Genomic DNA, 25,775 nt, shown 5'->3' on the forward strand with positions numbered 1-25,775 from the left:
GAGGGGAGTTACGCCGCGGCAACCTTTTCGCTCGGTTTCGCGCGAACACCGAGCATGTGGCAGATCGCGTAGGCCAGCTCGGCGCGGTTGAGCGTGTAGAAGTGGAAGTCCTTCACCCCGCCCGCATAGAGCCGCCGGCACATCTCGGCCGCGATCGTCGCCGCCACGAGCTGCCGCGCCGAAGGATGATCGTCGAGGCCTTCGAACAACCGGTCCATCCACGCCGGAATCTCCGCACCGCAGAGCCCAGCGAACTTCCGCGTCTGCGCGACGTTCGACACCGGCAGGATACCCGGCAGGATCTGCGCGGTGATCCCGGCGGCTGCAACCCGGTCGCGAAACCGGAAATACGCCTCGGGCGAGAAGAAGAACTGCGTGATCGCGCGGGTCGCACCGGCATCGATCTTGCGCTTCAGATTATCAATATCCGCGTCATGCCCGCCCGATTCCGGATGGCATTCGGGATACGCCGCGACTGAAATCTCGAACGGATGCAGCTTCCGCAACCCCGCGACCAAAGCCGCGGCGTTCTCATACCCGCCCGGATGCGCCTGATAGGGCTGACCCAGCGTCGGCATGTCGCCACGAAGCGCGACGATGTGGCGCACGCCCGCTGCCCAATATTCCTCGGCCACCTGGTCGATCTCGGCCTTGGTCGCCTCGACGCAGGTCAGATGCGCGGCGGCGTTCATCGATGTCTCGCGCTGGATCCGCGCCACCGTCGCATGCGTCCGCTCGCGCGTGGAGCCGCCCGCGCCGTACGTCACCGACACGAAATCCGGGCCGAGCGGCTCCAGCGTGCGGATCGCCTCCCAGAGCTGCGTCTCCATTTTCTCGCTCTTCGGAGGGAAGAACTCGAAGCTTAAGCCGACATCACCCGCGAGGTCCGCGAACAGCGGTTCTTCGAGCGCGCGGCGCGCTTCTGCCAGTTGGGGGATCGAAATGTTCGTCATGCCGCCTTCACCTCACGCAAGCTCGCGCCGATCTTTCGACCGAGCCATAATTTCACCGTCAACTCACCGCCCTCGAGCGTCTCCACGCGCGCCGTCTGCAAGCCAGCCGCGTCGAACCACGCCGCCATCTGCTCGTCCGCAAAGCCGAGACGCGTATGCGCATCGCGCACCCGCAGCTCCTCGCGGTCGTGGCTCGCGAAATCGGCGATCAGCAACCGACCGCCCGGTACGAGCACGCGCGCCGCCTCGCTGACCGCGGCGCCCGGCTGCTGTGCGAAATGCAGCACGTGATGCAGGATCGCGACGTCGGCCGCAGCATCCGCCATCGGCAACGCGTACAGATCCGCTTGCCGCAGCTCCGCATGCGTCATGTCGTGCAGCTTCGCGCGCGCTAGCCGCAGCATCTCCGAACTGCGATCGATCCCGAGCGCGACCGTAGCCTGCCCGCCGAACAGTTCGAGCATCCGCCCGGTGCCCGTACCGATATCGATCAGCGTCCCCACCGGCGCGTCGCCGAGCACTGCCGCCATCGCCGCCTCGACCTCGCTATCGGCGACATGCAAGGACCGAATCGCGTCCCACTCGTCGGCATGCCCCTCGAACCACGCCGCCGCCGATGCCGCCCGATCCGCGCGCACCGCCGCAAGCCGCGCCGCGTCCGCCACTGCCCAATGATCCGGCTCGGTCTTCGCCCAGGTATCGAGCGCGCCTGCAACCGGCTCGACCACATCCGGTGCGCCGAGCGCGACGAACACCCAACTGCCCTCCTTGCGACGTTCGGCCAGCCCGGCATCGCACAGAATTTTCACGTGCCGCGAGACACGCGGCTGGCTCTGCCCGAGCACCTGCGCGAGTTCGCCGACCGACAGCTCCATCCGCCGCAACAGCGCAAGGATCCGCAACCGGGTCGCGTCCGCCAGTGCACGGAAGATGTCGAGCGCCATCGTCATGAAAGTTCATATAAAGATTTCTTTATATGAGGTCAACGCAGGCGTGCGCATCTTCCATTTCCGCCATAGGTTTCTGCGACTTATCGCATCGCGCGCGATCGTGACGGATCGGAAACGCTTTCTCCGCGTTCGATTGCGCTATGGGCTGGGGATTCCCCGGTCCACAAGACGACATCCACGGGAGTAGATACCTATGAAGAAGTTCCTGATCCCCGCCCTGGCGCTCACCGCCGGCCTCGCCGCTTGCAGCAACAACGCGCAGGACCAGACCGCACAGGCCGCCAACGCGATCGCCGCCGACGCCAGCGCGACCACCGCCAACGCCGTCGACGACGTCAGCGCAGCCAGCGATCGCGCGCTGGGTTCGGCAGAGCGCTCGCTCGACAACGCCGGTGCGAAGCTCGACAACGCCACCGACAATCTCGATGTGAAGGCCGATCGCGCCGGTGACCGCATCGAAGCCGGTGCAGACCGCGCAGGCGCCTCGATCAGCAACGGTGCCGACCGCGCCGCCGACGCCACCGGCAACGCGCTGACCCGCGCCGGCAACGCGATCAAGGACTAAGCCTTGCTAGGGCGCCCCCACCTCCCCGTCATCCCAGCGAACGCTGGGATCTTCCAGTTCGGGTCACGACGACCGGCACAGAGAGATACCAGCTTTCGCTGGCATGACGGTGTGGTGGTGGGGGCGCTGTTTGCTATTTCTTCGTTGGCAGCCTGCTCACCCGCCAGCGAACCCGGCGCCGTCACCGCCGACGAAGCGCATCAGTTGAACGAAGCCGCCGCGATGCTCGACGCCAACAGCGTCGATCTGAACGCGATTGCCGCCGCTTCTGACGACACTGCGCCCGACACCGAAACACCATCGAATCCCCTCTCGAACCAAAGCGATCAGACCCGATGACCCTTCGCCGCCTCGGCTCGACCGATCTGAAGATCGCCCCCCTCGTCCTCGGCGGCAACGTGTTCGGTTGGACCGCCGACCGCGCCGCGAGCTTTGCCGTGCTCGACGCGTTCGTCGCCGGCGGCGGCACGATGATCGATACCGCCGACGTGTATTCGGCGTGGGTCGACGGCCACAAGGGCGGCGAGTCCGAGGCAATGATCGGCGAATGGCTGAAGGCCAGCGGGAAGCGCGACGACGTGCTGATCGCGACCAAGGTCGGCATGCTCCCTGGCGAAGGCGGCGAGAAGCTCGCCCCCGCGCGTATCGCCGCGGCCGCCGAAGCCTCGCTCAAGCGCCTCGGCACCGATCGCATCGATCTGTATTACGCACACCAGGACGACGACTCGCAAACGCAGGAAGCCGTCCTCGAAGCGTTCGGTAAGCTGGTCGATGCGGGGAAAGTCCGCGTCATCGGCGCGTCGAACTTCCACGCCGCCCGCCTCAAGTCCGCTGTCGAGGCCGCGAAGACGTCGGATCTGCCGCGCTACCATGTGCTCCAGCCCGAATATAACCTCGTCAGCCGGACCAAGTTCGAGGGCGAATTGCAGGATTACTGCGTTACGGAGAATATCGGTGTGCTGCCGTATTACGGCCTCGCATCGGGCTTCCTGACCGGCAAATACCGTACCAAGGATGATCTCGGCCAGAGCGTCCGCGGCGGCCGGATGGGCGAACTGCTCGAAGGCAAGGGCAAGGCCGTTCTGGAGGCGATGGACTCGGTCGTCGAAGCCACCAGGGCCATCCACGCACAGGTCGCACTCGCCTGGCTGATCGCGCAACCCGGCGTGACGGCGCCGATCGCCAGCGCCACCAGCGTGAAGCAGATCGAGGACCTGCTCCCCGCGATGACGCTCGAATTGTCGAAGGACCAGCTGGACGCGTTGACCGACGCTGGCGCGTAGACTTTCAAGTATCAGACGTCCGCGAACCTCCCCGTCATCCTGACGAAAGTCAGGACCCAGGGTTACAGAAGACAGCGTTTGGTGCTCTGGGTCCTGACTTTCGTCAGGATGACGGGTTTTGCCGGGTTATCTCGGACAACCATTCCAGAACTGTGGCGTAACGCTTCGCAACGACAAAGCCTCACGAACCCCAAGGGCTAGCCGTCTTCGGCACCGACGCTCTTGAGGATGCACCGCTCACGCCATCCAACCCGGCGAGCGGCAGCGCATCCGCCGCATTCCCGCTCGTAACCGGCACCGACACCAGAACCGCGATATCCGCCGCCGTCTCCGGATCGGTCAGCCGGTGAACGATGTCGCGCACCGTCGCCACTTCCCAACCATCGTCATACGCGATCGCGAGCTTGTGACCGACCGCCGGCAGCGCATCGAACTCATAATCCTCCTGCCGATCTGCCGCAGCCCAGCTCGCGCCCATGAAAATCCGAACCAGCATCCGCGCACCTTCTCGTTTCGATCCGGCACTGCTCCGAGTGCCGAGCCGTTATTTAGCCAGCCCAAGTTGTTGCAGCATGAACGCCTGCCACTCGGAATTCTGCCGGTAACGCTCGAACCGCCCCGACTTGCCGCCATGCCCCGCCTCCATGTTCACCCGGAACAGCAGCGGGTTCGTGTCCGTCTTCAGTTCGCGCAATTTGGCGACCCATTTGGTCGGCTCGTAATATTGCACCTGGCTGTCCCACAGCCCGGTGCCGACATACAGCGCCGGATAGGCCTTCGCCTTGACGTTATCGTACGGCGAATAGCTCAGCATATAATCGTACGACGCCTTCTGCGCGGGGTTGCCCCATTCGTCATACTCGAACGTCGTCAGCGGGATCGACGCGTCGAGCATCGTCGTCACCACGTCGACGAACGGCACCTGCGCGATGATCAGCTTGTAATCCTGCGGCGCCATGTTCGCGACGCCGCCCATCAGCAGCCCGCCGGCACTACCGCCCATCGCCGCGACGCGGTCCTTGGCGGCGTATTTCTGCGCGACGAGATACCGCGTGACGTCGATGAAGTCGGTGAAGCTGTTCTTCTTGTTGAGCAGATGCCCGTCGTCATACCAGCCACGGCCCATCTCCTGCCCGCCGCGGATATGCGCGATCGCATACACCACGCCGCGATCGAGCAGGCCGATGCGGCCCGGATCGACGCCCGGATCGCTCGATATCCCGTAGCTGCCATAGGCGTATTGGAAGAGCGGCGCGGTGCCGTCGCGCTTGGTGCCCTTGGCGTAGACCAGCGACACGGGGATCCGGGTGCCGTCTCGCGCTGGCGCCCAGACGCGTTCGGTGACGTATTTTGCGGGATCGTAACCCGGCACCGGCGCGACCTTCAGCACGCGCCGCTCGCCGGTCTTCGCATTGACCTCGTAGGTGGTCGTCGGGGTGACGAGCGAGCCATAGGTGTAGCGCACCCACGGAGTCGACGTCTCCTCGTTGACGTCGAGCGACATGCGATAGGCAGGTTCGTCGGCGGTCACGGCGGTCGACTTGCCCGCATCGTTGAGCACCCGGATCATGCGGTTGCCGCCCTCGCGCTGGTCGATCGCGACGAATCCGTCGAACGGCTTGAACCCCTCGATGAAGACGCTGTCGCTGGCCGGCGTCAGATCGCGCCACGCTGCCGTGCCCTTGGCGAGATCAGCGTCGGCGACGGTGACGAGCTTGTAGTTCTTTGCGTCCCGGTTGGTGCGGATGATCCAGCGGTTGCCGATGTGATCCGCGCCGTAGCGGAACTCGCGCGCGCGCGGCGCGACGATCGTGAAGCTGGTCGGCGTGACGGCCGGGGCGCAGCGTTGCTCGTCGCTGACCGTGCTGCTCACGCCGATGCAGATAAACTTGTCGTCTGCCGTGCGCGAGACGCCCATCGAGTAGGTATCGTCCTTCTCCTCGTACAGCAGCCGATCGCTGGCGACGGGCGTGCCGAGGACGTGCGCCTTTACGCGGTAGCCCCGGAGCGTGACGGGGTCCTTCTCGACGTAGAGAATGGTCTTGTTGTCGTCCGCCCAGACAACGTTCGGCTCGATGTTCGACAGCGTGTCGGCGATCGTCGCGCCGGTCGCGAGGTCCTTGACCTTGAGGACATACTGCCGACGGCCGATGGTATCCTCGGCCCACGCGACGCGGGCGTTGTCGGCGCTCACCGCCCAGTCGCTCAGCGCGAAGAAGCTGTGGCCCTTCGCCATCGCCGGCTGGTCGAACAGTGTTTCGGCAGGTGCGGTGCGGCTGCCCTTGCGGCGCTCGAGGATCGGGTAATCCGCACCGGTCTGGAACCGCGAGCCGTAATAATAGCCGTTCTTCGCATACGGCACCGAGCTGTCGTCCTGCTTGATATGCGCGACGGTCTCCTCGTACAGTTTCGCCTGGAGCGGCTTCAGCGACGCGAGTTGCGCATCGGCGTAAGCGTTCTCCGCGGCGAGATAGGCGAGCATCTCGGGGTTCTTCCGCGTGTCGTCGCGCAGCCAGTAATAGTCATCCTCGCGAGCGCCGTTGGGCGACGTCACCTGGAACGGCTTCTTCGCCACGCGCGGCGGCTGGACCTGCGCGACCGCCGCCGTCGAGACCAGCGCCACGCCGGCAAGCATCATGTACCGTATCGTCATTGTGCTGCTCCCTGTGCCGGTGCTGTTGCGACTGCCGGCTTCCGGTATCGATCGAACCAGGCGATGATCGCCGACGCCTTCGCCGCGGACTGCGACGGGCGGGCGGCGAGGCCACCGTGGCTCGCGCCCGGCACCTTCACTAGCGCGGTCGGCACGCCGCGGATCTGGAGCGCCGCGTAATATTGCTCGGATTCGCTCACCGGCGTCCGGTAATCGTCGCCACCGACCACGACCAGGGTCGGCGTCTTCACGTTGCCGACCAGGCTCAACGGCGAACGGTTCCAATAGCTCATCGGATCCTCCCATGGCAGCTTGGTGAACCAATAGCGCGAGGTGAACAGCGTATTGTCCATCGTCAGCGCCTCGCTGATCCAGTTGATTACCGGCTTTTGTGTTGCGGCGGCCTTGAACCGGTCGGTCTTGCCGACGATCCACGCGGTCAGCAGCCCGCCGCCCGATCCGCCGGTCACGAACAGATTGTCCGGGTCGGCGGTGCCGTCCTTGATCGCCGCATCGACCGAGGCGATCAGGTCGTCGTAATCGGCGGCGGGGTAGGTCTTGTCGATCAGGTTCGCGAATTCGGCGCCGTAGGAGGTCGAGCCGCGCGGGTTGGTCCAGAGCACGGCGTAGCCGGCCGCGGCGTAGAGCTGCATGTCGGTCGCGAAGCCGGGACCGTAGGCGGCGTTCGGACCGCCGTGGATTTCGAGGATCAGCGGCACACGCTGGCCCGCGACACGGCCCGGCGGGGTCGCGAGCCATGCGTCGATCGGGCGACCATCGGGCGCGGTCACCGCGATCTTGCGGACCTGCGCGAGCGCCTTCGATCCGGTCAGCACCGCGTTGAGCATCGTCAGGCGGCGGGGTTTACCGCCCGCCAGAACCCAGACGTCGGCGGGCGCGCTCGCGTCGCCGCCAGTATAGGCGATCGTCCCGCCCTTCGAGACCGAGAACTCGCCGCCGGTATAGGGACGGTCGAGCCCGCCGCCCGCGACGTTGTCGATCAGCGGCGTGACGCGGCCATCGACACCGATGCGGGCGACGCGGCGCTGGCCGTGGTCGTCATAGCTTGCATAGAGGCTGCGGCCGTCGGCGGACCACACTGCGTCTTCGATCGCGCGATCGAGTGTCGCGGTGAGCGAGTGCGGCGAGGCGGCGTCACGGTCGCCGACATAGAGCTGCGTATTCTCATAGCTGCGGCGCTTGTCGTCGAAACCGAGCCAGGCGATCTTCGCGCCGTCCGGCGACACGCGCGGCTGCGCATCGGGACCGTCGCGCGTCGTCAGCGTCCGCATCGTGCCGCTCGTCGCGTCGACCGCGATCACGTCGGAGTTCATCACCTGGCGGTCGGCCGCCGCCCCCCGGATTGCGGCGAAGACAATGCTGCCGCCGTCTGGCGTCCATGACAGGGGGCCGCCATCGTCGAACTTGCCGTATGTCAGCTGCCGCGCGGCGCCTCCGTCGGCACCGACCACGAAGAGGTGGTCGTAACCCGGCTTCACATAGCCCGGTCCGTCGTTGCGGTAGTTGACGCGGTCGATGATCGTCAGCGGCTCGGCCCATTTCGCGCCCTCGGGCTTGGGCGGCTGCGTACCGAGCTTAGTGCCCTCGCCCGCTACGGTCGCGATATAGGCGAGTTTCGTCCCGTCCGGCGACCAAGCGAGCGCCTGCGGATCGCCGGGGAAACTGGTCACGCGCGCGCTCTGCGCACCGCCGATCCAACGGACGAACAGCTGTGATCCCTCGCCGTCGCGGGCGGCATAGGCGATCCGCGCACCATCGGGCGACCAGCGTGGGCTGCTGCCGTCGGTCGCAAACGGCGTCTGCCGTCCGCTCGCGACGTCGATCAGCCAGAGCGACGACTGCATTTTGTCCGTCATCACGTCGCCGGTGCGGCGGACATAGACGATCGTCTTGCCGTCCGGGCTGATCTGCGGATCAGCCGCGATCGTCAGACCGAACAGGTCGCTCCCGGTGAAGCTGCGCGTCGGTGCGTCCGGTAGTGGCGCGGCCGGCTGTTGCTGGGCAAGGGCCGGCGTCGCCGCGAGCAGAAGGAGGGCAAGGGTCAAGCGCAACGAACGGCTCCTTCGAATGAACCGCGCGAAGATGACACACTATTACGGGGTGGCAAGCGGTACGAACGTCACCGGCAAACCATCCTTCGGGCGCGGGATCGGGAAGACCTGCCACGCATCGCCGCTGCCCGCCGCCGCCTCGATCCGGTAGCGCGTGAGCAGGTGCGCGATCAGCAGCCGCATCTGCATCGTCGCGAAGTGCAAGCCGATGCACATATGCGCGCCGCCCCCGAACGGCACCCACGCGAACCGGTGGCGGCCCTTCGACGCCTCGGGCGTGAAGCGCAGCGGGTCGAACCGCTCTGGATCGGGCCAGTATTCGGCCATCCGGTGCGTGTAGGTGATCGCCGTCCCGACGCTCGTGCCCGCGGGAATATCATACCCGCCGAAGCTAAAATCCTTCAGTGCGCGGCGCGGGATCGACGGGACGGGCGGCATCATCCGCAGCGATTCCTTGAACGCGTATTCGGTGAGGATCAGGCGATCGAGCTGCTCGGTCAGCGGCAGCGCCGTATCCAGCGCGGCGACTTCCTCGCGCAGCCGCTCCTGCCACTCCGGGTTGCGCGCGAGCAGCATGACCAAGCTCGTCGCAGACGACGTGATCGTGTCGTGCGCCGCCATCATTAGGAAATTCATGTGGTCGGCGATCGCCAGCGCGCTCAGCGGCGCGCCGTCGTCATCGGTCGCGCGGCAGAACTGCGAGAAGAAATCCTGGCCGTTTCCGGTCCGGCGCGCGGGAATCTCACGCTCGAAGAAGTCGACCAGATACGCGCGGGCCTTCACCCCCTTGCGCATCTGCGTCCCCGGCCACGGCTTGCGGATCGGCGACACGCTTGCCTGCACCTCGTCGACGAACGCCTGGTTGATCCGATCCGCCTCCGCGCCGAGCGGCACGCCGAGGAAGCTGGTCGCGGCGAGATCGAGCGTGAGCTTTTTCACCACGTCGTAGAAGCGCAACGTCTGCCCGGCCCAGCCACCGATCGCCGCTTCGATCCCGGTATCGAGTTCGGTCGCATAATGCCGCATCGGCTCGGGCTTGAACGCCACCGACAACGTCCTCCGGTCGGCGCGATGCTTGTCGAAATCCATCAGCATCAGACCGCGCGGGAACAGGAGGTTGAGCACCGGCCCCCAGCCCTGTTCGGACGAGAAGATCTTGTCGCGATCGAACAGCACCAGTTCGTTCGCATCGGGACCGAGCAGGTTGACGCCGGTACCGCCGAGCGCGCGATTGCGATACACCGGGCCATAGCGCGCCGCCATGGTCTCCGAAAACGCGATCGGATCGGCGAGCAGTTTGAAGGTGTTGCCGACGAACGGCAGTCCGTAATTGCCCGGGATATGATCGAGCGCGCCCTTACGTTGACGCGGGAGCCAGTGCGCGCTGGCGTTCTGCAACATGGCGTGGCTCATCGGCGGATCCTCAGCGACATGCCGGCTTGGCAAGCCTCGAATACCGGCATAACTAATGTTCTGCAACCGGGGCGCGGATCCCGGGGCTTTGACAGGAGAGATGCATGGACCTCGCAAACAGTGCTGCCGTGGTGACCGGCGGCGCGTCGGGATTGGGCGCGGCGACCGCGCGCGCGTTGGCCGCCAAGGGCGCGAAAGTGGCGATCTTCGACCTCCAGGCGGACAAGGGCGAAGCGCTCGCGGCGGAGATCGGCGGGGTGTTCTGCAAGGTCGACGTGACCTCGGACGACAGCGTGGACGCCGGGTTCGCAGCGGCGCGCACGGCGCACGGTCAGGAGCGGATCCTGGTCAATTGCGCAGGCACGGGGAATGCGGCGAAGACGGCGGGGCGATCGAAGCAGGACGGCTCGATCAAGCATTTCCCGCTCGATGCGTTCGACCGGATCATCCAGATCAACCTGGTCGGCACGTTCCGCTGTCTCGCCAAGTCGGCGGCGGGGATGCTGACGCTTGAGCCGGGCGAGGACGGCGAGCGGGGGGCGATCGTCAATACGGCTAGCGCGGCGGCGGAGGATGGCCAGATGGGCCAAGCTGCCTATTCAGCGTCGAAGGCGGGCGTGGTTGGCATGACCTTACCGATCGCGCGCGACCTTATGAGCGAGGGAATCCGAGTGAACACGATCCTGCCGGGGATCTTCGACACACCGTTGCTGGCCGCCGCGCCGCAGCAGGTGCGCGATGCGCTGGCGGCGTCGGTGCCGTTTCCGAAGCGCCTCGGCCGGCCGGAAGAGTTTGCGGCGCTGGCGCTGACGATGATCGAATGTGGGTATTTCAATGGGGAAGACGTGCGGCTGGACGGCGCGATCCGGATGGCGCCGCGGTGATGTAGGCCGTCCTCACCCTTCCCACCCGGCAGGAGCCGCGCGCATCCCTTCTCTCTCCCAACTCTGAGAGAGAGAGAGAGAGAGAGAGAGAGACGCCGAGGGCGGCGATGGGTGAGGATCGACGGGTGCGCAGGACTAAAACCCATCACCACCACCCCGGCGAAGGCCGGGGCCCAGTTGGGGAACGGTGCTAACGAAGGACCGCGCGTCGTTATTGCCACCTTTCCACCTGGGCCCCGGCCTCCGCCGGGGTGGTGGTTAGTTAGCGAGGGTAGTGCTCGGTTTAGCGGGACGTTGCCCTCAAGCCGCCCGAGCCAATTGCCGTCCCTTGATCATGTCCGCCGCCTTCTCCGCGATCATGATCGTCGGTGCGTTGGTGTTCGACCCGATCAACGTCGGCATCACCGACGCGTCCACCACCCTCAGACCCTGCAAGCCGCGCACCGCCAACGTCGCATCGACCACCGCCAGCTTGTCGTCCGCGGTGCCCATCTTGCACGTCCCGACCGGATGGTAGATCGTTTCGGCCGTCCGCCGCACCCAGGCGTCGATCTCGTCGTCGGTCCGCACGTCTTCGCCCGGCGACAGCTCCCCCGCCCGGTACGGATCGAGCGCCGCCTGCCGAGCGACCTCACGACCGATCCCGACACACGCTCGCATCACCCGCCGATCCTCCGCCGTCGCCAGATAGTTCGCGACGATCACCGGATCGGCGAACGGATCCGCCGAGCGCAGCCCGATCCGCCCGCGACTTTCCGGCCGCAACTGGCACAGATGCAGCGTGAAGCCGTCCTCGGTCGCCTTCACCTTGCCATGATCCTGCATGATCGCGAGCACCGCGTGGATCTGCACGTCGGGCCGCGACAGCCCCTCGCGCGACGATACGAACGCGCCGGCCTCGAGGAACTGCTGCCGCCCCGCCCCCTTGCCGCGCAACAGGTAGTTGAGCCCGACGCCGATCATCCCGACACCCTTGGTCATCGCATAGCCGGTCCGCAGCCCACGCGATTTCCAGTTCATCACGACGTCGAGATGATCCTGTAAATTTTCGCCCACGCCGGGCAGCGCATGCACCACGCCGACCCCCGCCGCGGTCAGCCGGTCGGGATCGCCGATCCCCGACAGTTGGAGGATCTGTGGCGACTGCACCGCCCCCGCGCACAAAAGCACCTCGCGCGTCGCGGTCACCGACTCCGCCCGCGCGCCCTTGTCGAGCACATAGTCGACACCGACCGCCCGCCCCTTGTCGATCCGGATCCGCGTCGTCCGCGCCCCCGTCACACAGGTCAGATTTCGCCGCGCCAACACCGGCCGCAGATACGCTGCCGCGGTGCTCCAGCGCTTCCCGTCCGCCACCGTCAGGTCGTACCGCCCGAACCCCTCCTGGCTCGCGCCGTTAAAGTCCTCGGTCACCGGGTACCCCGCCTGCCGTCCCGCCTCGACCAGCGCGTCGTAGAACGGGCTGTCGGACTCGCCGCCCGAGATCGTCAGCGGCCCGCCGCCACCGTGCAGGGCGCACTCGCCGCGGTGATGCCCCTCGAGCCGCTTGAAATACGGCAGCACGTCGTCGAACGACCAACCGGGCAAGCCCATCTGCCGCCACTCGTCGTAATCCTGCGGATGACCCCGCGTGTAGATCATGCCGTTGATCGACGAACTGCCGCCCAGCCCCTTGCCGCGCGGCCACCACAGCCGGCGGTTGTCGAGATGCGGCTCGGGCTCGGTCGAAAAGCCCCAATTGCTCGCATTCTTGCTCTTTATAAGCTCGCCGACCCCCGCCGGCATCCGCACCAACACGCCGTCGTTGCGCCCGCCCGCCTCGAGCAGCAGCACGCTCACATCGGGGTCCTCGGTCAGTCGCGCGGCGAGCACACAGCCGGCCGAGCCCGCGCCGATAATCACGTAGTCATACGTCTGCATGCCCGCATCCTCTTGTTCACGCTCCGCTTTTTTACGGAGTCGCGTCAGTTCCCTACGCTAGCGCTCGCACAGCAGGGTCAGCAATCCCTCACGCAACACGCTACGCTCGATCTCTTCGGCCGCAGCGACCTGGCTAAGCCCGATTGCCAAGAGCGCGTAACCCCGAATCCCTGCCTCAACCGGCTCGAACCCATGTGCCACGAGTTGCTCGACGAGGAACGCCATTACCTTGTCGTCATGCTCGCGGATCGCCGCCGCCACCCGCGCGTCGCTTTTCGCCCAGGCGCGCATCGCCAAGGCCAGCTGGGCCATGTCGTGGTCGCGAACATGATCCGCGAATGCCCGAATGCGCTCGACCGGTGGAAGCTCCGACGCGGACAGCGTGACGATCAACGGATCGATATGCGATTCGACGAAATACCCCGCGAGCGCCGCGTGATATCCATCGAAGTCTTTGAAATGATGATAGAAGCTTCCCGTCGATGCACCGAGCGCCTGCGCCAGGCCGCGGAGTTTTAGCGCACGCAGCCCGCCGTCCTTCAGCAACTGCAGGCCAATTTCCAACCAGTCGCGCGGCGCCAGATCAGCGCGTGGTGCCGCCCCGTCTTCCAACAATACCCTGCTTGACAAGCCATTCCCCATAACGAATGTTACGTCGTACCGAAGCCGGACGCAATCCGGCTCAGGCACCACGACCGAACCGGCGGGTGCAACAGGAGAGCGATGTGGCCGAGGCACTGATCATCGACGCCGTCCGTACCCCGCGCGGTATCGGCAAGACCGGCAAGGGCGCGCTTGCGCACATGCACCCCCAACATCTCGCCGCGACCGTCCTGAAGGCGATTGCCGAGCGAAACAAGCTGGATACCGCCGATGTCGACGACATCATCTGGTCGACCTCGACCCAGCGCGGTGAGCAGAGCGGCGATCTCGGGCGGATGGCGGCGCTTGATGCGGGCTATGACGTCAAGGCGAGCGGGACGACGCTCGACCGGTTCTGCGGCGGCGGGATTACCGCGGTAAACTTCGCCGCGGCGCAGATCATGAGCGGGATGGAAGACCTCGTCATTGCCGGCGGTACCGAGATGATGTCGCTGACCACGACGATGATGCAGGACGACATGGCGGCGGGGAAGCGGCCGCTCGGGATCGGCTCGGGCAACGCCAGGCTAGACGCGGCGCATCCGCAATCGAACCAGGGCATCTGCGCCGACGCGATCGCCAGTATCGAAGGGATCGACCGCGAAACGCTCGAAGCGCTTGGGCTGGAAAGCCAGCGCCGTGCCGCGGTAGCGATCGCCGAAGGGCGGTTCGATCGCAGCCTCGTGCCGGTCACCGACGATACCGGTGCGCTGGTGCTCGAGAAGGATGAATATCCGCGGCCCGATACGACTGCCGAGGGCCTTGCGGCGTTGCGCCCTTCGTTTGCCGGGATTGCCGACATACCGCTCGACGACAAGGGCACGACGTATCGCAAGCAGATCAACCGGCGTTATCCCGACGTCGATATCAAGCACGTCCATCATGCCGGCAATTCGTCGGGCGTGGTCGACGGCGCCGCCGCCGTGTTGCTCGCCAGCGCCGACTATGCCGCCAAGCACGGACTCAAACCTCGTGCGCGGATCGTCGCGATGGCAAACATGGGCGACGACCCGACGCTGATGCTCAACGCCCCCGTCCCCGCCGCGCGAAAAGTGCTGGCGAAGGCTGGATTGACGGTCGACGATATCGATCTGTGGGAGATCAACGAGGCGTTCGCGGTGGTCGCCGAGAAGTTCATCCGCGACCTGAAGCTTGACCGCGACAAGGTGAACGTCAATGGCGGCTCGATCGCGCTCGGCCATCCGATCGGCGCGACCGGCGCGATCCTGATCGGCACCATATTGGACGAGCTCGAACGCCGCGACCTGAAGCGCGGGCTCGTGACGATGTGCGCGGGCGGCGGGATGGCCCCGGCGATCATCATCGAGCGCGTCTGATGCACCCCGTCGCGCACGCGCTGACGACGCCCGACAAGCCCGCCTACATCATGGCGGTGACGGGCGAGACGGTGACGTATCGCGACTTGGACGAACGGGCGAACCAAGGGGCGCATCTGCTCCGCTCGCTCGGGATGAAGCGCGGTGACGGGATCGCGGTGCTGATGGACAATTCGCCGCGCTATCTCGAAGTGATGTGGGCGGCGGAGCGCACCGGCGTCTACTGCACCTGCCTGTCCTCGAAACTCACCGCGAGTGAGGCAGCGTACATCATCCGCGACGGCAATTGCCGCGTGCTGATCGCGAGCGAGGGGTGCGGCGAGGTTGCGGCGGCGCTGGTGCCGATGCTCGACGACGTGCGCCGCTACGTCGTCGACGGCGCGATCGACGAGTACGCGTCTTATGAAGCGGCGCGCGATGCAAAACCCGCCACGCCCATTGCCGATCCATCGCCCGGCGGCATCCTGCTCTATTCGTCGGGCACCACTGGCAAGCCGAAGGGCGTCAAGCACGCGCTGTCGGACGAGGCGTTCGGCACCAACGTCTCGCCGCTCGTGATGCTCGGGAAGGGGCTCTACGGGTTCACGCCCGAGATGGTCTATCTCTCGCCCGCGCCGCTGTATCATGCGGCGCCGCTGCGCTGGTCGATGGCGGTGCATCAGGTCGGCGGCACCGTCGTCGTCATGGAGCATTTCGATCCCGAAGCTGCGCTCGCTGCGATCGAACGCTACCGGATCACGCACGCGCAATGGGTGCCGACGCACTTCATCCGCCTGCTCAAACTCCCGCCCGAGGTCCGTGCCCGCTACGACGTGTCGTCATTGAAGGCGGTTTGGCACGCCGCGGCTCCCTGCCCGCTCCCGGTCAAGCAGGCGATGATCGACTGGTGGGGCCCGATCATCGGCGAATATTACGCGGGTACCGAAGGCAACGGGTTCTGCGCGATCTCCAGCGCGGAATGGCTGGCGCATAAGGGCTCGGTCGGACGTAATCTGACCGCTAAGACGATGATCTGCGACGAGGAGGGCAACGCTCTGCCGCCACGCGCTGAAGGCGACGTCTATTTCGCGGGCGGTGGGGCGTTCGAATATCACAACGACCCCGCCAAGACTGCCGAGGCCGCCAACGCGCAGGGCTGGACGACGCTCGGCGATGTCGGCTGGCTCGACGAGGAAGGCTATCTCTACCTCACCGACCGCAAGAGCTTCATGATCATTTCGGGCGGCGTGAACATCTACCCCGCCGAGATCGAGAACCTCCTCGTCACCCACCCGAAGGTCGCCGACGTCGCGGTGATCGGCGCGCCCGACGACGAGATGGGCGAGCAGGTGGTGGCGATAATCTGCCCCGCCGATCCATCCGAGGACCGCGCGCAACTTGCCGCCGAACTCAGCGCATTCGCCCGGGCGAACCTCAGCCACGTCAAGGCGCCACGCCGGATCGACTTCCGCGAGACGCTGCCGCGGCACGAGACGGGCAAGCTCTACAAGCGCCTGCTGCGCGACGAATATTGGGCGCATTCGAAGGAGTCCGCATGAACTTCGATTATTCCGACGACCAGAAATTCCTGAAGGACGAAGCGCGCAAATTCCTGACGGCGCATTGCGGCAGCGACCGCGTCCGCGCGGTGCTCGACGATCCCGCCAAAGCGCATGATGCGGACTTATGGAAAGCGGTCGGCGCACAAGGCTGGCTCGGCGCAGCGATCCCCGAAGAGTTCGGCGGACTAGGCCTCGGCCATATCGAACTCTGCGCGATCGCCGAGGAACTGGGCCGCGCCTGCGCCCCGATCCCGTTCGCCTCGACCGTCTATTTCGTCGCCGAAGCCTTGATGCTCTACGGCAGCGACACCCAGAAGGTCCGATGGCTGCCGAGGATCGCGGCGGGCGACGTCAACGGCGCGTTCGCTACCTCCGAAGGCGCCGGCCCCGTCACCGCACGCTCGATCCGTACCACCGTCTCCGCCGGCAAGCTCACCGGCGAGAAGATCCCCGTCACCGACGGCGACGTCGCCGACCTGATCGTCGTCCTAGCCCGCGACGGCCTCTACCTTGTCGAAAAGGGCGTTGGCGTTACTGCCGAAGTCCTCGAAACGCTCGACCCGACTCGCAGCGCCGCCCGCCTCACCTTCACCGACGCCCCGTGCGAGAAACTCGGCAGCGACGACGGCATCGCCGCGATGCAGGCGGTATTCGACCGCGCCGCGGTGCTCCTCGCGTTCGAGCAACTCGGCGGCGCGGATCGCTGTCTTGAGATGGCGAAAGGCTACGCGCTCGATCGCTACGCGTTCGGCCGACAAATCGGTGGCTACCAGGCGATCAAGCACAAGCTCGCCGACATGTACGTGAAGAACGAACTCGCGCGCTCGAATGCCTATTACGGCGCGTGGGCGCTGAACGTGGGCGCCGCCGAACTGCCGCTCGCTGCCGCCACCGCGCGCGTCGCCGCCTCTGACGCATACTGGTTCGCATCGAAGGAGAACATCCAGACGCATGGCGGGATGGGCTTCACCTGGGAGTCCGACTGCCACCTCTATTACCGCCGCTCGCGCCAGCTCGCGCTCGTCGCCGGCAGCCCCGCCGCGTGGCGCGAACGCCTCGTCGGCCAACTCGAAATGCGCAACGCCGCCTGATCGGAGCAGCACATGGACTTCAAGGACAGCGACGCCGAAGCCACCTACCGCGCCGCCGCGCGAGACTGGCTCGACGCGAACATCGCCGAGCATGACGCCGGCCGTTACCCCGACGACATGACCAAAGCGAAGGCGTGGCAGGCGCGCAAAGCGGCGGGCGGATACGCCTGCATCACCTGGCCGCAGGAATGGGGCGGCGGCGGCGGCACGCCGATCGAAAGCGTCATCTTCGGCCAGGAAGAGGCGAAACACGCGGTCGACGGCAGCTATTTCACGATCGGGCTCGGCATGTGCGTGCCGACCGTGATGGCCTATGCCGACGACGCGACCAAGCACCGTTTCGTCGGCCCGGCGGTACGCGGCGACGAGATCTGGTCGCAGCTCTTCTCCGAACCCGCCGGCGGCTCCGACGTCGCCGCGATCCGCACGCGCGCCGTCCGCGACGGCGACGACTGGGTGATCAACGGTCAGAAGGTCTGGACCTCGGGCGCGCATTACAGCGATTACGGCATCGTTCTGGTCCGCACCAACCCCGACGTGCCCAAGCACCAGGGCCTGACGATGTTCTGGCTCGACCTGAAGGCGCCGGGGATCGAGATCCGCTCGATCCACCAGATGTCCGGCGGGTCGAGCTTCAACGAAGTCTGGTTCGAGGACGTCCGGATTTCCGACGCGCAACGCCTCGGACCCGTAGACGGCGGCTGGAAGGTCGCGCTGTTCACGCTGATGAACGAGCGCCTCGCGATCGGCACGAGCGGCGGCGTCGGCCCCGAGGACATCCTCGCCTTCGCCGCCCAGGCCAATGGCGCAGACGGCCCGTTGCTGAAGGACACCGCGTTCCGCCAGACGCTCGCCGACTGGTGGGTGCAATCGGAGGGCCTGCGGAACACCCGGATGCGGACGATCACCGCGCTATCGAAAGGCCAGGTGCCCGGTCCCGAAAGCTCGATTGGCAAGATCGTCGCCGCCAACCAGTTGCAGGCGATCGGCAACACCGCGGTCGAGGCGGGCGATCAATACGGCATCATATCCGACCCCGCGCTGACCCCGTTGAAGGGCGCGTTCCACGCCGCGACGATGTGGGCACCCGGCCTGCGCATCGCTGGCGGCACCGACGAGATCCTCAAGAACATCATCGCCGAACGCGTCCTCGGCCTGCCCGGCGAAATCCGCGTCGACAAGGACCAGGCGTTCCGGAATTTGCCGGTGGGGGCGTGAAAATTAGCAATCGCGCCCTAGTCGTTGATCGTCGCCGATGACTGGCGATCATCCCGTCATCATACTTGATAACGGTGATGATCGAACGACGCGCCGCCCGTACAAGTCAACGCTTCGCGTCGCGCATAGAACGTCCGGCCTGGTGGTGCTGACGTTTGCCGTCCTGCACATGGCTAATCACTTGGTGGGCCTGCAGGGTCAGGCCGACCATATCGCGTTCATGGCTGCGATCCGCCCCGTCTATCGCAACCCGGTCGTCGAGCCGATCCTTCTCACGCTGATCATAGTCCAGGTGTTGAGTGGTATCACGCTCGTCATTCGCGGCTGGCGCGGAAGAACGGGCATCGCGGCTTGGCTTCAGGCCATCTCCGGTCTGTACCTGTCGGCGTTTCTGCTCAATCATGTCGCCTCCATCCTCTACGGGCGGATCGCGCTCGCGCTCGACACCGATTTTAGGTTCGCTGCGGCAGGCTTTCATGTCGCCGGATTCTACTGGTTTTTTGCGCCCTATTACCTGCTCGCGATCACCGCGCTTTTCACGCATCTGGGGTGCGCGGCCTATTGGCTGACGTACGCCCGAAGCCAACGGTTGGGAGTCGGCCTGTTGGCGGCTTTCTGTAGTCTCGGCGTCGTCTTCGGCGCGTTTGTAATCGCGGCCTTGTCCGGCTTGCTGTACGCGGTCGATATCCCGACGGCGTACCTCAGGACATATCAATAGCATCATCAATCATGCGCTCGAATGCCTGAAAACTCCCCATTCCTAGGATGCCCCGATGACCGACATGCACACCATCCTGACCACCCAGCGCGAAGCGTTCATGGCCGAGATGCCGGTCACCAAGGCGGTCCGTCTCGACCGACTCAAGCGTGCGGCGGCGATGGTGCGCGATAACGCGGCGCGGTTCTGCGACGCCGTGTCGGAGGATTTCGGGCACCGCAGCCGCGAGCAGACGATGATGACCGATATCGGCGCGTCGCTCGCGCCGATCGCGCATGCCGCCAAGCATCTCGACCGCTGGATGAAGCGCGACCGCCGTCCGGTCCAGTTCCCGCTCGGCCTGCTCGGCGCGAAGGCGTGGGTCGAATACCAGCCCAAGGGCGTGATCGGCATCATCGCGCCGTGGAATTTCCCCGTGAACCTGCTGATCGGGCCGCTCGCGGGCGTGTTCGCCGCGGGCAATCGCGCGATGGCGAAGACGAGTGAATACACCCCCGCCACCGCGGCGCTGTTCGAGGAGATCGCCCCCAAGTATTTCGCGCAGGACGAACTCGCGATCGTCTCGGGCGATGCGGAGGTCGGCAAGGCGTTTTCCGCGCTCCCGTTCGACCACCTCATCTTCACCGGCGCGACCGCGATCGGCCGCCACATCCTCCACGCCGCCGCCGACAATTTGACCCCCGTAACGCTCGAACTCGGCGGCAAGTCCCCCGTCATCCTTGGTGCATCGGCGGATATCGCGAAGGCGACCGAACGCGTGACGCTCGGTAAGATGATGAACGCGGGCCAGATCTGCCTCGCGCCCGACTATATGCTCGTCCCCTCGGCGGATGAGGCCAAGGTCGTCGACGGCATCAAGGCCGCCGCCAGCGCGATGTACCCGACGCTGCTCGCCAACGCCGACTACACCTCGGTGGTCAACGATCGCCACCACCAGCGTCTCACCGACTGGATCGCCGACGCCCGTGCGAAGGGTGCGACGGTCGAGGTCGTGAACCCCGCCAACGAGGATTTCGGCGCCGCCAACTCGCGGAAAATGCCGCTGCACATCGTCCGCGACGCGACCGACGACATGATCGTGATGCAGGAGGAGATCTTCGGCCCGGTCCTGCCGATCCGCCGCTACGACGGGATCGACGACGCGATCGCGCAGGTGAACCGCCGCGACCGGCCGCTAGGGCTCTATTATTTCGGCAGCGACGAGGCGGAACGCCGCCGCGTGCTCGACCGCACCATCTCGGGCGGGGTGACGCTCGACGACGTGATCTTCCACATCTCGATGGAGGACCTCCCCTTCGGCGGCAGCGGCCCATCGGGGATGGGGGCGTATCACGGCATCGACGGCTTCCGCACCTTCAGCCACGCGCGCGCCGTCTTCAAGCAATCGCGGCTCGATGTCGCCAAGCTCGCCGGGTTGAAGCCGCCTTACGGCGCGGCGGCGGCCAAGACGATCGCGCGCATGGTCCGCTGAGTATCCTTTTTGAGTAAGCAAGCCTGCTTCCCCGTGAAGGCGGGGATCCAGACCGGGCTCCGCCTCCGCGGGAGAACAGGGCGCGGAGCCGTCGATTTTACAGACCTTGCAGGCCGGACCGTGTCCGGCATGACGGTGAGAAAGCCGAGGTGGCAATCTCAAATCGAATGCGCGATCAGCCTTAGTCGGCTGCGCGCAGTTTCGGCCGCCGCGCGGGCGATTGCCGCAGCAATTCGTCGACCCGCGCGGCCAGGTCGACCTGGCGAAACGGCTTGGCGAGCCGGATGATGTCGTCGGGGACATCCTCGCCCGCCGCCGCATAGCCGGTGACGAGCAGCGCCGGCATGCGGTTGCCTGACGATCGCAACTCCCCGATCAATTGGCCCCCGGTCATCCCCGGCATCAGGTAGTCGCTGACGAGAATATCGGCATCGACGCCCGATCGGATCGCCGACAGCGCCTGGCTCGCCGATGCCATCTCGACGACGACATAGCCGATGTCGCGCAGCATATCCGCGGTCGCCGCGCGCACCAGATCCTCGTCGTCGACCAGCAGCACCTTCGCGCCCTGTCGCGCCTGGACGGGTTCGGACGCGGTTTCGATCGTATCGACGGGCGTCTCGGTCGTCGCGGGCAGCCAAAGCTCCACTGCGGTCCCGGCACCCGGCTCGCTCGTCAGGCGCAGCGTGCCGCCCGATTGTGCGGCAAGACCATGGACCATCGACAAGCCAAGCCCGGTGCCTTTGCCCACGCCCTTGGTCGAGAAGAACGGCTCGGTGGCCCGTGCCAGCGTCGCGCGGTCCATCCCGGTTCCGGTATCTGCCGCAGTCAGCCGGACATAACTCCCCGCCGCGAGCCCGACAATATTGCGGTCGTCGACCACCGACTGACTGACCGACAGCGTCAGCCGCCCGCCCCCCGGCATCGCATCGCGCGCGTTGATCGCGAGGTTGAGAAGCGCCAATTCGAGCTGGTTGGGATCGACCCGCGCCGACGACAGATGTTGCGGCACTTCGAGCACCACGGTGATCGACGGTCCGAGCGATCGACGGATCAGGTCGACAAGCCCGTCGATCAATGCGCCGATATCGACCGCGCGCGGCTGCAACACCTGGCGCCGCGCGAACGCAAGCAGGCGCTGCGTCAGCGTCGCGGCGCGCTCGGCCGCCTGCAGCGCGCCCCCGATCATCCGTTGCGTCCGCTCGTCGTCCTTGTGCCGCCGTCGCATCAGGTCGAGGCTGCCGACGATCGGGGTCAGCAGATTGTTGAAATCATGCGCCACGCCACCGGTCAGCTGGCCGATCGCGTCCATCTTCTGTGCCTGGGCGAGTTGTGCATCGGCTTCCTTGCGATCGGTCACGTCGGAGATGACGCCCGACATCCGCACCGCCGCACCTTCGGGATCGTGGCGGACCCGGCCTTTGAGGACGACCCAGCGCTTGACCCCGTCGGCCGCGTCGATGCTGCATTCGAGATCGAGCGTCCCGATCCGCCATGCCTCGTCGACCGCATGCTTCACGTCGTCGCGCTGCTTGGGATCGATATGCTCGAGAAACGAGTCGAGGTTCCACTGCGCGATGCCGTGCGGATACCCGAAGATATCGTCATGCCGCTGCGTCCGGCGCGTTTCTCCGGTCGTTAGGTCGAAGTCCCAGCTGCCCATCCCGGCCGCATCGAGCGCGATTTCGAGGCTTTCGCGCGCCAGCCGGAGTTCGGCGGTACGATCCTCGACCGCACGCTCGAGCGTGACCGCGACATCGCGCAGTTCATATTGCCGACTGCGTGCGGTCAGCGCCGACCGGATCGCGCCCAGCATCGCCTCGGCATGGAGCGGCCGTTCGAGCAGCACGACATTGCCAAGATCGCGCAGGCGCTGCGTCGCGTGCAATGTCCGCGGCGTCTTGGTGCCGTTTGTCAGCACGACGAACGGGATATCCGCCCAGCTTGGTTGCGCGGACACCCAGGCGGTCAGCGCGGTCGAATCCTCGGCGGTCAGCGCTTCCTCGGTGAGCAGCACCGCACCCGCCGCGACATCGAGGTGTCGGAGCAACGCCGCTTGATCATCACAGATCGTCGCAACAATCGCGTTTCTGTCGAGCAGATCGGCCGCAATTGCCGCATCGCGGCCACGCGGCGCGAGAATTAGCACCCGATCCTGCATGCTAGCGCTGCGCGTCCTCGGTCCCGATCCGGCTAGCCATGAGTGTTTTCCCTTCACCGGAGAATGTCGGCACGCCGGTCAGCACGCCTTGGAAATGCCGGAGAGGTTCGCCGACATGCAGACCACTGCTGCCGATCTGAAACTCCCGGATCGTCCGTTCGTGCCGTGCGGTACGCGTCTTGATCACCGAAATCGCCTGACGGACTTCGCCATGCGCCTCGAAATAGCGCAGTTGGACGATCGTATCGGACAGATAGCTCAGGTCGACATCGGACCGGACGTCCCCGGTAATCCCGTGCAACCCGAGGATCAGCAGGCTGACGATGCCCTTCTGGCCGAGATAGGTCAGCATCTCGTGCATTTGCAGGATCAGGAACTGCTCGTTCGGCATCGCTTGCAGGTATGCGTTCAGGCTGTCGATCACGACGACCTTGGCACCGTGCACCTCGACCGCCGCACGCACCGCGTTGGAGAACTCCCCCGGCGACATTTCGGCAGGGTCGATCGCGCGCAACAGCAATTGCCCGCTGTCGACGAACGGCGCCATGTCCATGCCGAGCGCGTCACTCCGCTTGAGCAACGTCGGCAACCGCTCGTCGAACAGGAAATAGGCGGCGCGCTCACCGCGCTTCAGCGCTGCGATCATGCACTGTACCGATGCGGTGGTCTTGCCGACGCCCGCCGGGCCGGTCAGCAGCGTGGCCGTGCCGGGAATGAGCCCGCCGCCAAGCAAAGCGTCGAGTTCGTTCGACCCGGTCGACATCGCCTCGTCCGAATAGGGATCGCCGTGCTCCGACGCGACTAGTCGAGGATAGACGCGAAGCCCGCCTCGCTCGATCTCGAAGTCGTGATAGCCGCCGCGGTACCGCACGCCGCGCATCTTGACGACGTGCAGCCGCCGCCGTTGCGACCCGAAGCCGGACAGCGTCTGCTCAAGCGACACCACACCGTGCGCGATGCTGTGCAACTGGAGATCGCTGCCGCTGCCGCTCTTGTCGTCGAGAAACAGCACGGTGCAGTCGCGCGTCGAGAAGAAGTGCTTCAGCGCGAGGATCTGGCGACGATAGCGGATCGGGCTCTGCGCGAGCAGGCGCAATTCGGACAGGCTGTCGATGACGATCCGCGCCGGGCGGATTTCGTCGACCTTTGCCATCACGTCGCGGACCGTTTCGCCGAGTTCGACTTCGCTCGGGTGGAGCAACGTCTGTTCGTGATCTTCGCTGAACCCGTCCGCAGGGACCATCTCGAACAGCACCAGCGAGTCCAGCGACCAGCCATGCGTCTTGGCGACCGCGCGCAGTTCGACCTCGGTCTCGGCCAGCGTGATATACAGGCCGATTTCACCCGCCTCCACGCCAGCCAGCAGGAACCCCAGCCCGAGCGTGGTCTTTCCCGTGCCCGGCGTCCCCTCGATCAGATACATCCGGTCCGGGGTCAGTCCGCCATTGAGGATATCGTCGAGCCCGTCGATCCCTGTCCGTGCCCGCGTCGGCAGGTCGTCGTCTTGTGCCAATTGGCACTCCTTCCTCTCGCCCGGCGCGCCACTATCGGACACCAAAGCTCGGTGAACATAGGAGGTCGCGGGATAATCGCAAAGCCGGGGCAATGTCCGCGCCGCCGCTGGCTCAAACGACGCGCAGATCGACGCCCCGGTCGCGTCGGATACGGCTATTCCGGTCGCCCGAGGAACACGACGCCCGGTACGGACAGCGTCTCCCCGGTCGCCGCGAGACGGCCATCGCCGGCGACCCGGAAGACCACCAGCGTCCCCGATCGCTCGTTGCCCACGACTAGCTGCCGTTCGTCATCGAGCAGCGCGAAGACGCGCGGCCAGTGGCCACCGCTGGCGATGTGCTGGAGCAGCGTCGGCACGCCCGCGGCATCGAGCGCGAACACGGCGATGCTGTCATGGCCGCGGTTCGAGACGTAAAGCCGCCGCCCGGCGCGATCGATCGCGATATGCGCAGCCTGTGACGCGCCGGTATGGCCTTTGGGCAGGGTCGAGATGCTATGACGCGTCACGAAGTGCCCGTCCGTGCGCGCATCGAGCGTATAAAGCGTGTTCGACAGCTCGCAGACGACATAGGCCAGCGGCTGCCGCGGGTGCCGGGCGATGTGACGCGGGCCCGCCCCGGCCGGCGCACGCCATGCGACCACCGGCGGCGCCACGCTTCGCGCCTGCGGATCGAAGCGATAGGCGAAGATCGCGTCGGCCCCGAGATCGACCGCATGAAGCCAGCGCCGGTCCGGACTGAACCCGACCCAGTGCGCATGCGGGGCTTCCTGGCGGTCGTGATCCTTCCCGGTACCCATGCCCGCGCCGATACCGGTATCCGCATGGCGGAACACCGTCGCGGGTGCGGGCACCCCGGTACGCCGATCGAGCTGGATGAACGCGACGCTGCCGCTCGAATAGTTCGCGACGGCGAGGCAGGCGGATGGCCGATCGAGCGCCAGGTGGCACGGGTCGGCACCACCGGTCGACACCGTCGCGCGGTGATCCCAGCCGGTGGCCCAGCCAGTGGCATAAGCGGACACTTCGCCCTGCGCCTGCTCACGGACCAGATACCACATGCCGCCAGGACCGCCGCCGATCCCGAACGATGCATCCGCGATCCCCGTGACCGGCGTCCCGACCCGCCATCGATCGCCTTCTCCGGCGATCGGATACAGACCCTTGCCGCCCTCGCGCGCATAGGTTCCAGCGATCAGTCTCGGTGCGAGGCTCGCTGCCCTAGCTGCGCGCGCCGCCGCCGCCGCCAGCGGAAAGACGAGGGTCGCACCCATCGCGCCGAGCATCGTCCTGCGTGTCGTTCGATATGCCATGCTCTACTCCCCTGCACCCGGCCTTTTAGACGCCGGCGCCAGCCAAGCAAGCATCGCCGACCGGGCAAAAGATCGGC

Annotated in this window: 21 protein-coding genes; 10 read left to right on the forward strand and 11 right to left on the reverse strand. The window is 66.1% G+C overall.

The genetic code is table 11. From position 1 onward, the window contains the following. Positions 1-8: 8 nt before the first annotated feature. Together metF and C8J46_RS12275 are read right to left on the reverse strand one after the other, a co-directional pair. On the reverse strand, positions 9-953 hold the full coding sequence (metF, locus tag C8J46_RS12270; protein WP_132739392.1) for a methylenetetrahydrofolate reductase: 945 nt from the start codon (positions 951-953) through the stop codon (positions 9-11). Next, entirely contained in the window at positions 950-1,903 is a 954-nt protein-coding gene (locus C8J46_RS12275; RefSeq protein WP_132739395.1) for a metalloregulator ArsR/SmtB family transcription factor, read from the reverse strand. Before C8J46_RS12275 ends, metF begins: the two co-directional genes overlap by 4 nt. Before the next feature lie 193 nt (positions 1,904-2,096). On the opposite strand from C8J46_RS12275, the gene C8J46_RS12280 reads away from it, so the two are divergent. The 3 genes from C8J46_RS12280 (at position 2,097) to C8J46_RS12290 (ending at position 3,751) form a co-directional block, all read left to right on the forward strand. After that, entirely contained in the window at positions 2,097-2,468 is a 372-nt protein-coding gene (locus tag C8J46_RS12280) for a hypothetical protein (RefSeq protein ID WP_132739398.1), read from the forward strand. Between the two features lie 117 nt (positions 2,469-2,585). Then, complete coding sequence (locus C8J46_RS12285) at positions 2,586-2,807, forward strand: hypothetical protein (RefSeq protein WP_243643350.1); 222 nt, start codon at positions 2,586-2,588, stop codon at positions 2,805-2,807. Continuing rightward, positions 2,804-3,751 (forward strand): aldo/keto reductase, encoded by a 948-nt coding sequence (locus tag C8J46_RS12290; RefSeq protein ID WP_132739404.1) that lies wholly within the window; start codon positions 2,804-2,806, stop codon positions 3,749-3,751. Before C8J46_RS12285 ends, C8J46_RS12290 begins: the two co-directional genes overlap by 4 nt. A 181-nt stretch (positions 3,752-3,932) precedes the next feature. Here the strand turns inward: C8J46_RS12290 and C8J46_RS12295 are convergent, their stop codons facing one another. The 4 genes from C8J46_RS12295 to C8J46_RS12310 are packed head-to-tail and all read right to left on the reverse strand — an operon-like array spanning position 3,933 to position 9,889. Further along, complete coding sequence (locus C8J46_RS12295) at positions 3,933-4,247, reverse strand: hypothetical protein (RefSeq protein ID WP_132739407.1); 315 nt, start codon at positions 4,245-4,247, stop codon at positions 3,933-3,935. Positions 4,248-4,295: 48 nt separating this feature from the next. Further along, entirely contained in the window at positions 4,296-6,404 is a 2,109-nt protein-coding gene (locus C8J46_RS12300; RefSeq protein ID WP_207894166.1) for a S9 family peptidase, read from the reverse strand. Beyond that, positions 6,401-8,476: a S9 family peptidase gene (locus C8J46_RS12305; protein ID WP_132739410.1), complete on the reverse strand. Its 2,076-nt coding sequence runs from the start codon at positions 8,474-8,476 to the stop codon at positions 6,401-6,403. Before C8J46_RS12305 ends, C8J46_RS12300 begins: the two co-directional genes overlap by 4 nt. 42 nt (positions 8,477-8,518) lie before the next feature. Next, positions 8,519-9,889 (reverse strand): cytochrome P450, encoded by a 1,371-nt coding sequence (locus C8J46_RS12310; RefSeq protein ID WP_132739413.1) that lies wholly within the window; start codon positions 9,887-9,889, stop codon positions 8,519-8,521. Positions 9,890-9,993: 104 nt separating this feature from the next. On the opposite strand from C8J46_RS12310, the gene C8J46_RS12315 reads away from it, so the two are divergent. After that, the gene (locus C8J46_RS12315; protein ID WP_132739416.1) at positions 9,994-10,773 is read left to right on the forward strand and encodes an SDR family NAD(P)-dependent oxidoreductase; all 780 of its coding nucleotides are present in this window, start codon (positions 9,994-9,996) and stop codon (positions 10,771-10,773) included. Positions 10,774-11,073: 300 nt separating this feature from the next. Here C8J46_RS12315 and C8J46_RS12320 read toward each other — a convergent pair whose 3' ends face one another. Together C8J46_RS12320 and C8J46_RS12325 are read right to left on the reverse strand one after the other, a co-directional pair. Further along, entirely contained in the window at positions 11,074-12,693 is a 1,620-nt protein-coding gene (locus C8J46_RS12320; protein WP_132739419.1) for a choline dehydrogenase, read from the reverse strand. Between the two features lie 57 nt (positions 12,694-12,750). Beyond that, positions 12,751-13,323, reverse strand: coding sequence for a TetR/AcrR family transcriptional regulator (locus C8J46_RS12325; protein ID WP_165886535.1), 573 nt, complete (start codon positions 13,321-13,323; stop codon positions 12,751-12,753). Positions 13,324-13,418: 95 nt separating this feature from the next. Between C8J46_RS12325 and C8J46_RS12330 the strand changes: the two genes are divergently transcribed. Genes C8J46_RS12330 through C8J46_RS12355 form a run of 6 tightly spaced genes read left to right on the forward strand, consistent with a single transcriptional unit; the run spans position 13,419 to position 20,711 of the window. Continuing rightward, complete coding sequence (locus tag C8J46_RS12330) at positions 13,419-14,672, forward strand: acetyl-CoA C-acetyltransferase (protein WP_132739425.1); 1,254 nt, start codon at positions 13,419-13,421, stop codon at positions 14,670-14,672. After that, entirely contained in the window at positions 14,672-16,210 is a 1,539-nt protein-coding gene (locus C8J46_RS12335) for an acyl-CoA synthetase (RefSeq protein WP_132739427.1), read from the forward strand. The genes C8J46_RS12330 and C8J46_RS12335 overlap by 1 nt, the downstream gene beginning before the upstream one ends. Beyond that, positions 16,207-17,304 (forward strand): acyl-CoA dehydrogenase family protein, encoded by a 1,098-nt coding sequence (locus C8J46_RS12340; RefSeq protein WP_132739430.1) that lies wholly within the window; start codon positions 16,207-16,209, stop codon positions 17,302-17,304. Before C8J46_RS12335 ends, C8J46_RS12340 begins: the two co-directional genes overlap by 4 nt. Positions 17,305-17,316: 12 nt before the next feature. Further along, positions 17,317-18,522, forward strand: a complete 1,206-nt coding sequence (locus C8J46_RS12345) for an acyl-CoA dehydrogenase family protein (RefSeq protein ID WP_132739433.1) — start codon at positions 17,317-17,319, stop codon at positions 18,520-18,522. A gap of 37 nt (positions 18,523-18,559) precedes the next feature. Next, a complete protein-coding gene (locus C8J46_RS12350) occupies positions 18,560-19,240 on the forward strand; it encodes a hypothetical protein (protein WP_132739435.1) in 681 nt (226 codons plus the stop codon). A gap of 55 nt (positions 19,241-19,295) precedes the next feature. Next, a complete protein-coding gene (locus C8J46_RS12355) occupies positions 19,296-20,711 on the forward strand; it encodes a coniferyl aldehyde dehydrogenase (protein ID WP_132739438.1) in 1,416 nt (471 codons plus the stop codon). Between the two features lie 181 nt (positions 20,712-20,892). Here the strand turns inward: C8J46_RS12355 and C8J46_RS12360 are convergent, their stop codons facing one another. From C8J46_RS12360 to C8J46_RS12370, 3 genes are all read right to left on the reverse strand, one after another. Next, positions 20,893-22,872 carry a PAS domain-containing sensor histidine kinase gene (locus C8J46_RS12360; RefSeq protein WP_132739441.1) on the reverse strand — a complete coding sequence of 660 codons (1,980 nt, stop codon included), beginning with the start codon at positions 22,870-22,872 and terminating at the stop codon, positions 20,893-20,895. A gap of 1 nt (position 22,873) precedes the next feature. Beyond that, positions 22,874-24,385: an ATPase domain-containing protein gene (locus tag C8J46_RS12365; protein WP_279388901.1), complete on the reverse strand. Its 1,512-nt coding sequence runs from the start codon at positions 24,383-24,385 to the stop codon at positions 22,874-22,876. Between the two features lie 155 nt (positions 24,386-24,540). Then, positions 24,541-25,698, reverse strand: a complete 1,158-nt coding sequence (locus C8J46_RS12370) for a lactonase family protein (RefSeq protein ID WP_132739443.1) — start codon at positions 25,696-25,698, stop codon at positions 24,541-24,543. Positions 25,699-25,775: the final 77 nt, after the last annotated feature.

Source organism: Sphingomonas sp. PP-F2F-A104-K0414, from assembly GCF_004340945.1.
Lineage (GTDB): Bacteria > Pseudomonadota > Alphaproteobacteria > Sphingomonadales > Sphingomonadaceae > Sphingomonas.

Bases quoted from the DNA above. Each gene is read 5' to 3' on its own strand.
- C8J46_RS12295 (WP_132739407.1), bottom strand. From the start codon at position 4,247: ATGCTGGTTCGGATTTTCATGGGCGCGAGCTGGGCTGCGGCAGATCGG.
- C8J46_RS12320 (WP_132739419.1), bottom strand. From the start codon at position 12,693: ATGCAGACGTATGACTACGTGATTATCGGCGCGGGCTCGGCCGGCTGT.
- C8J46_RS12355 (WP_132739438.1), top strand. From the start codon at position 19,296: ATGACCGACATGCACACCATCCTGACCACCCAGCGCGAAGCGTTCATG.
- C8J46_RS12280 (WP_132739398.1), top strand. From the start codon at position 2,097: ATGAAGAAGTTCCTGATCCCCGCCCTGGCGCTCACCGCCGGCCTCGCC.
- metF (WP_132739392.1), bottom strand. From the start codon at position 953: ATGACGAACATTTCGATCCCCCAACTGGCAGAAGCGCGCCGCGCGCTC.
- C8J46_RS12345 (WP_132739433.1), top strand. From the start codon at position 17,317: ATGGACTTCAAGGACAGCGACGCCGAAGCCACCTACCGCGCCGCCGCG.
- C8J46_RS12290 (WP_132739404.1), top strand. From the start codon at position 2,804: ATGACCCTTCGCCGCCTCGGCTCGACCGATCTGAAGATCGCCCCCCTC.
- C8J46_RS12315 (WP_132739416.1), top strand. From the start codon at position 9,994: ATGGACCTCGCAAACAGTGCTGCCGTGGTGACCGGCGGCGCGTCGGGA.
- C8J46_RS12350 (WP_132739435.1), top strand. From the start codon at position 18,560: ATGACTGGCGATCATCCCGTCATCATACTTGATAACGGTGATGATCGA.
- C8J46_RS12335 (WP_132739427.1), top strand. From the start codon at position 14,672: ATGCACCCCGTCGCGCACGCGCTGACGACGCCCGACAAGCCCGCCTAC.
- C8J46_RS12300 (WP_207894166.1), bottom strand. From the start codon at position 6,404: ATGACGATACGGTACATGATGCTTGCCGGCGTGGCGCTGGTCTCGACG.
- C8J46_RS12370 (WP_132739443.1), bottom strand. From the start codon at position 25,698: ATGGCATATCGAACGACACGCAGGACGATGCTCGGCGCGATGGGTGCG.
- C8J46_RS12310 (WP_132739413.1), bottom strand. From the start codon at position 9,889: ATGAGCCACGCCATGTTGCAGAACGCCAGCGCGCACTGGCTCCCGCGT.
- C8J46_RS12275 (WP_132739395.1), bottom strand. From the start codon at position 1,903: ATGACGATGGCGCTCGACATCTTCCGTGCACTGGCGGACGCGACCCGG.
- C8J46_RS12340 (WP_132739430.1), top strand. From the start codon at position 16,207: ATGAACTTCGATTATTCCGACGACCAGAAATTCCTGAAGGACGAAGCG.
- C8J46_RS12360 (WP_132739441.1), bottom strand. From the start codon at position 22,872: ATGCAGGATCGGGTGCTAATTCTCGCGCCGCGTGGCCGCGATGCGGCA.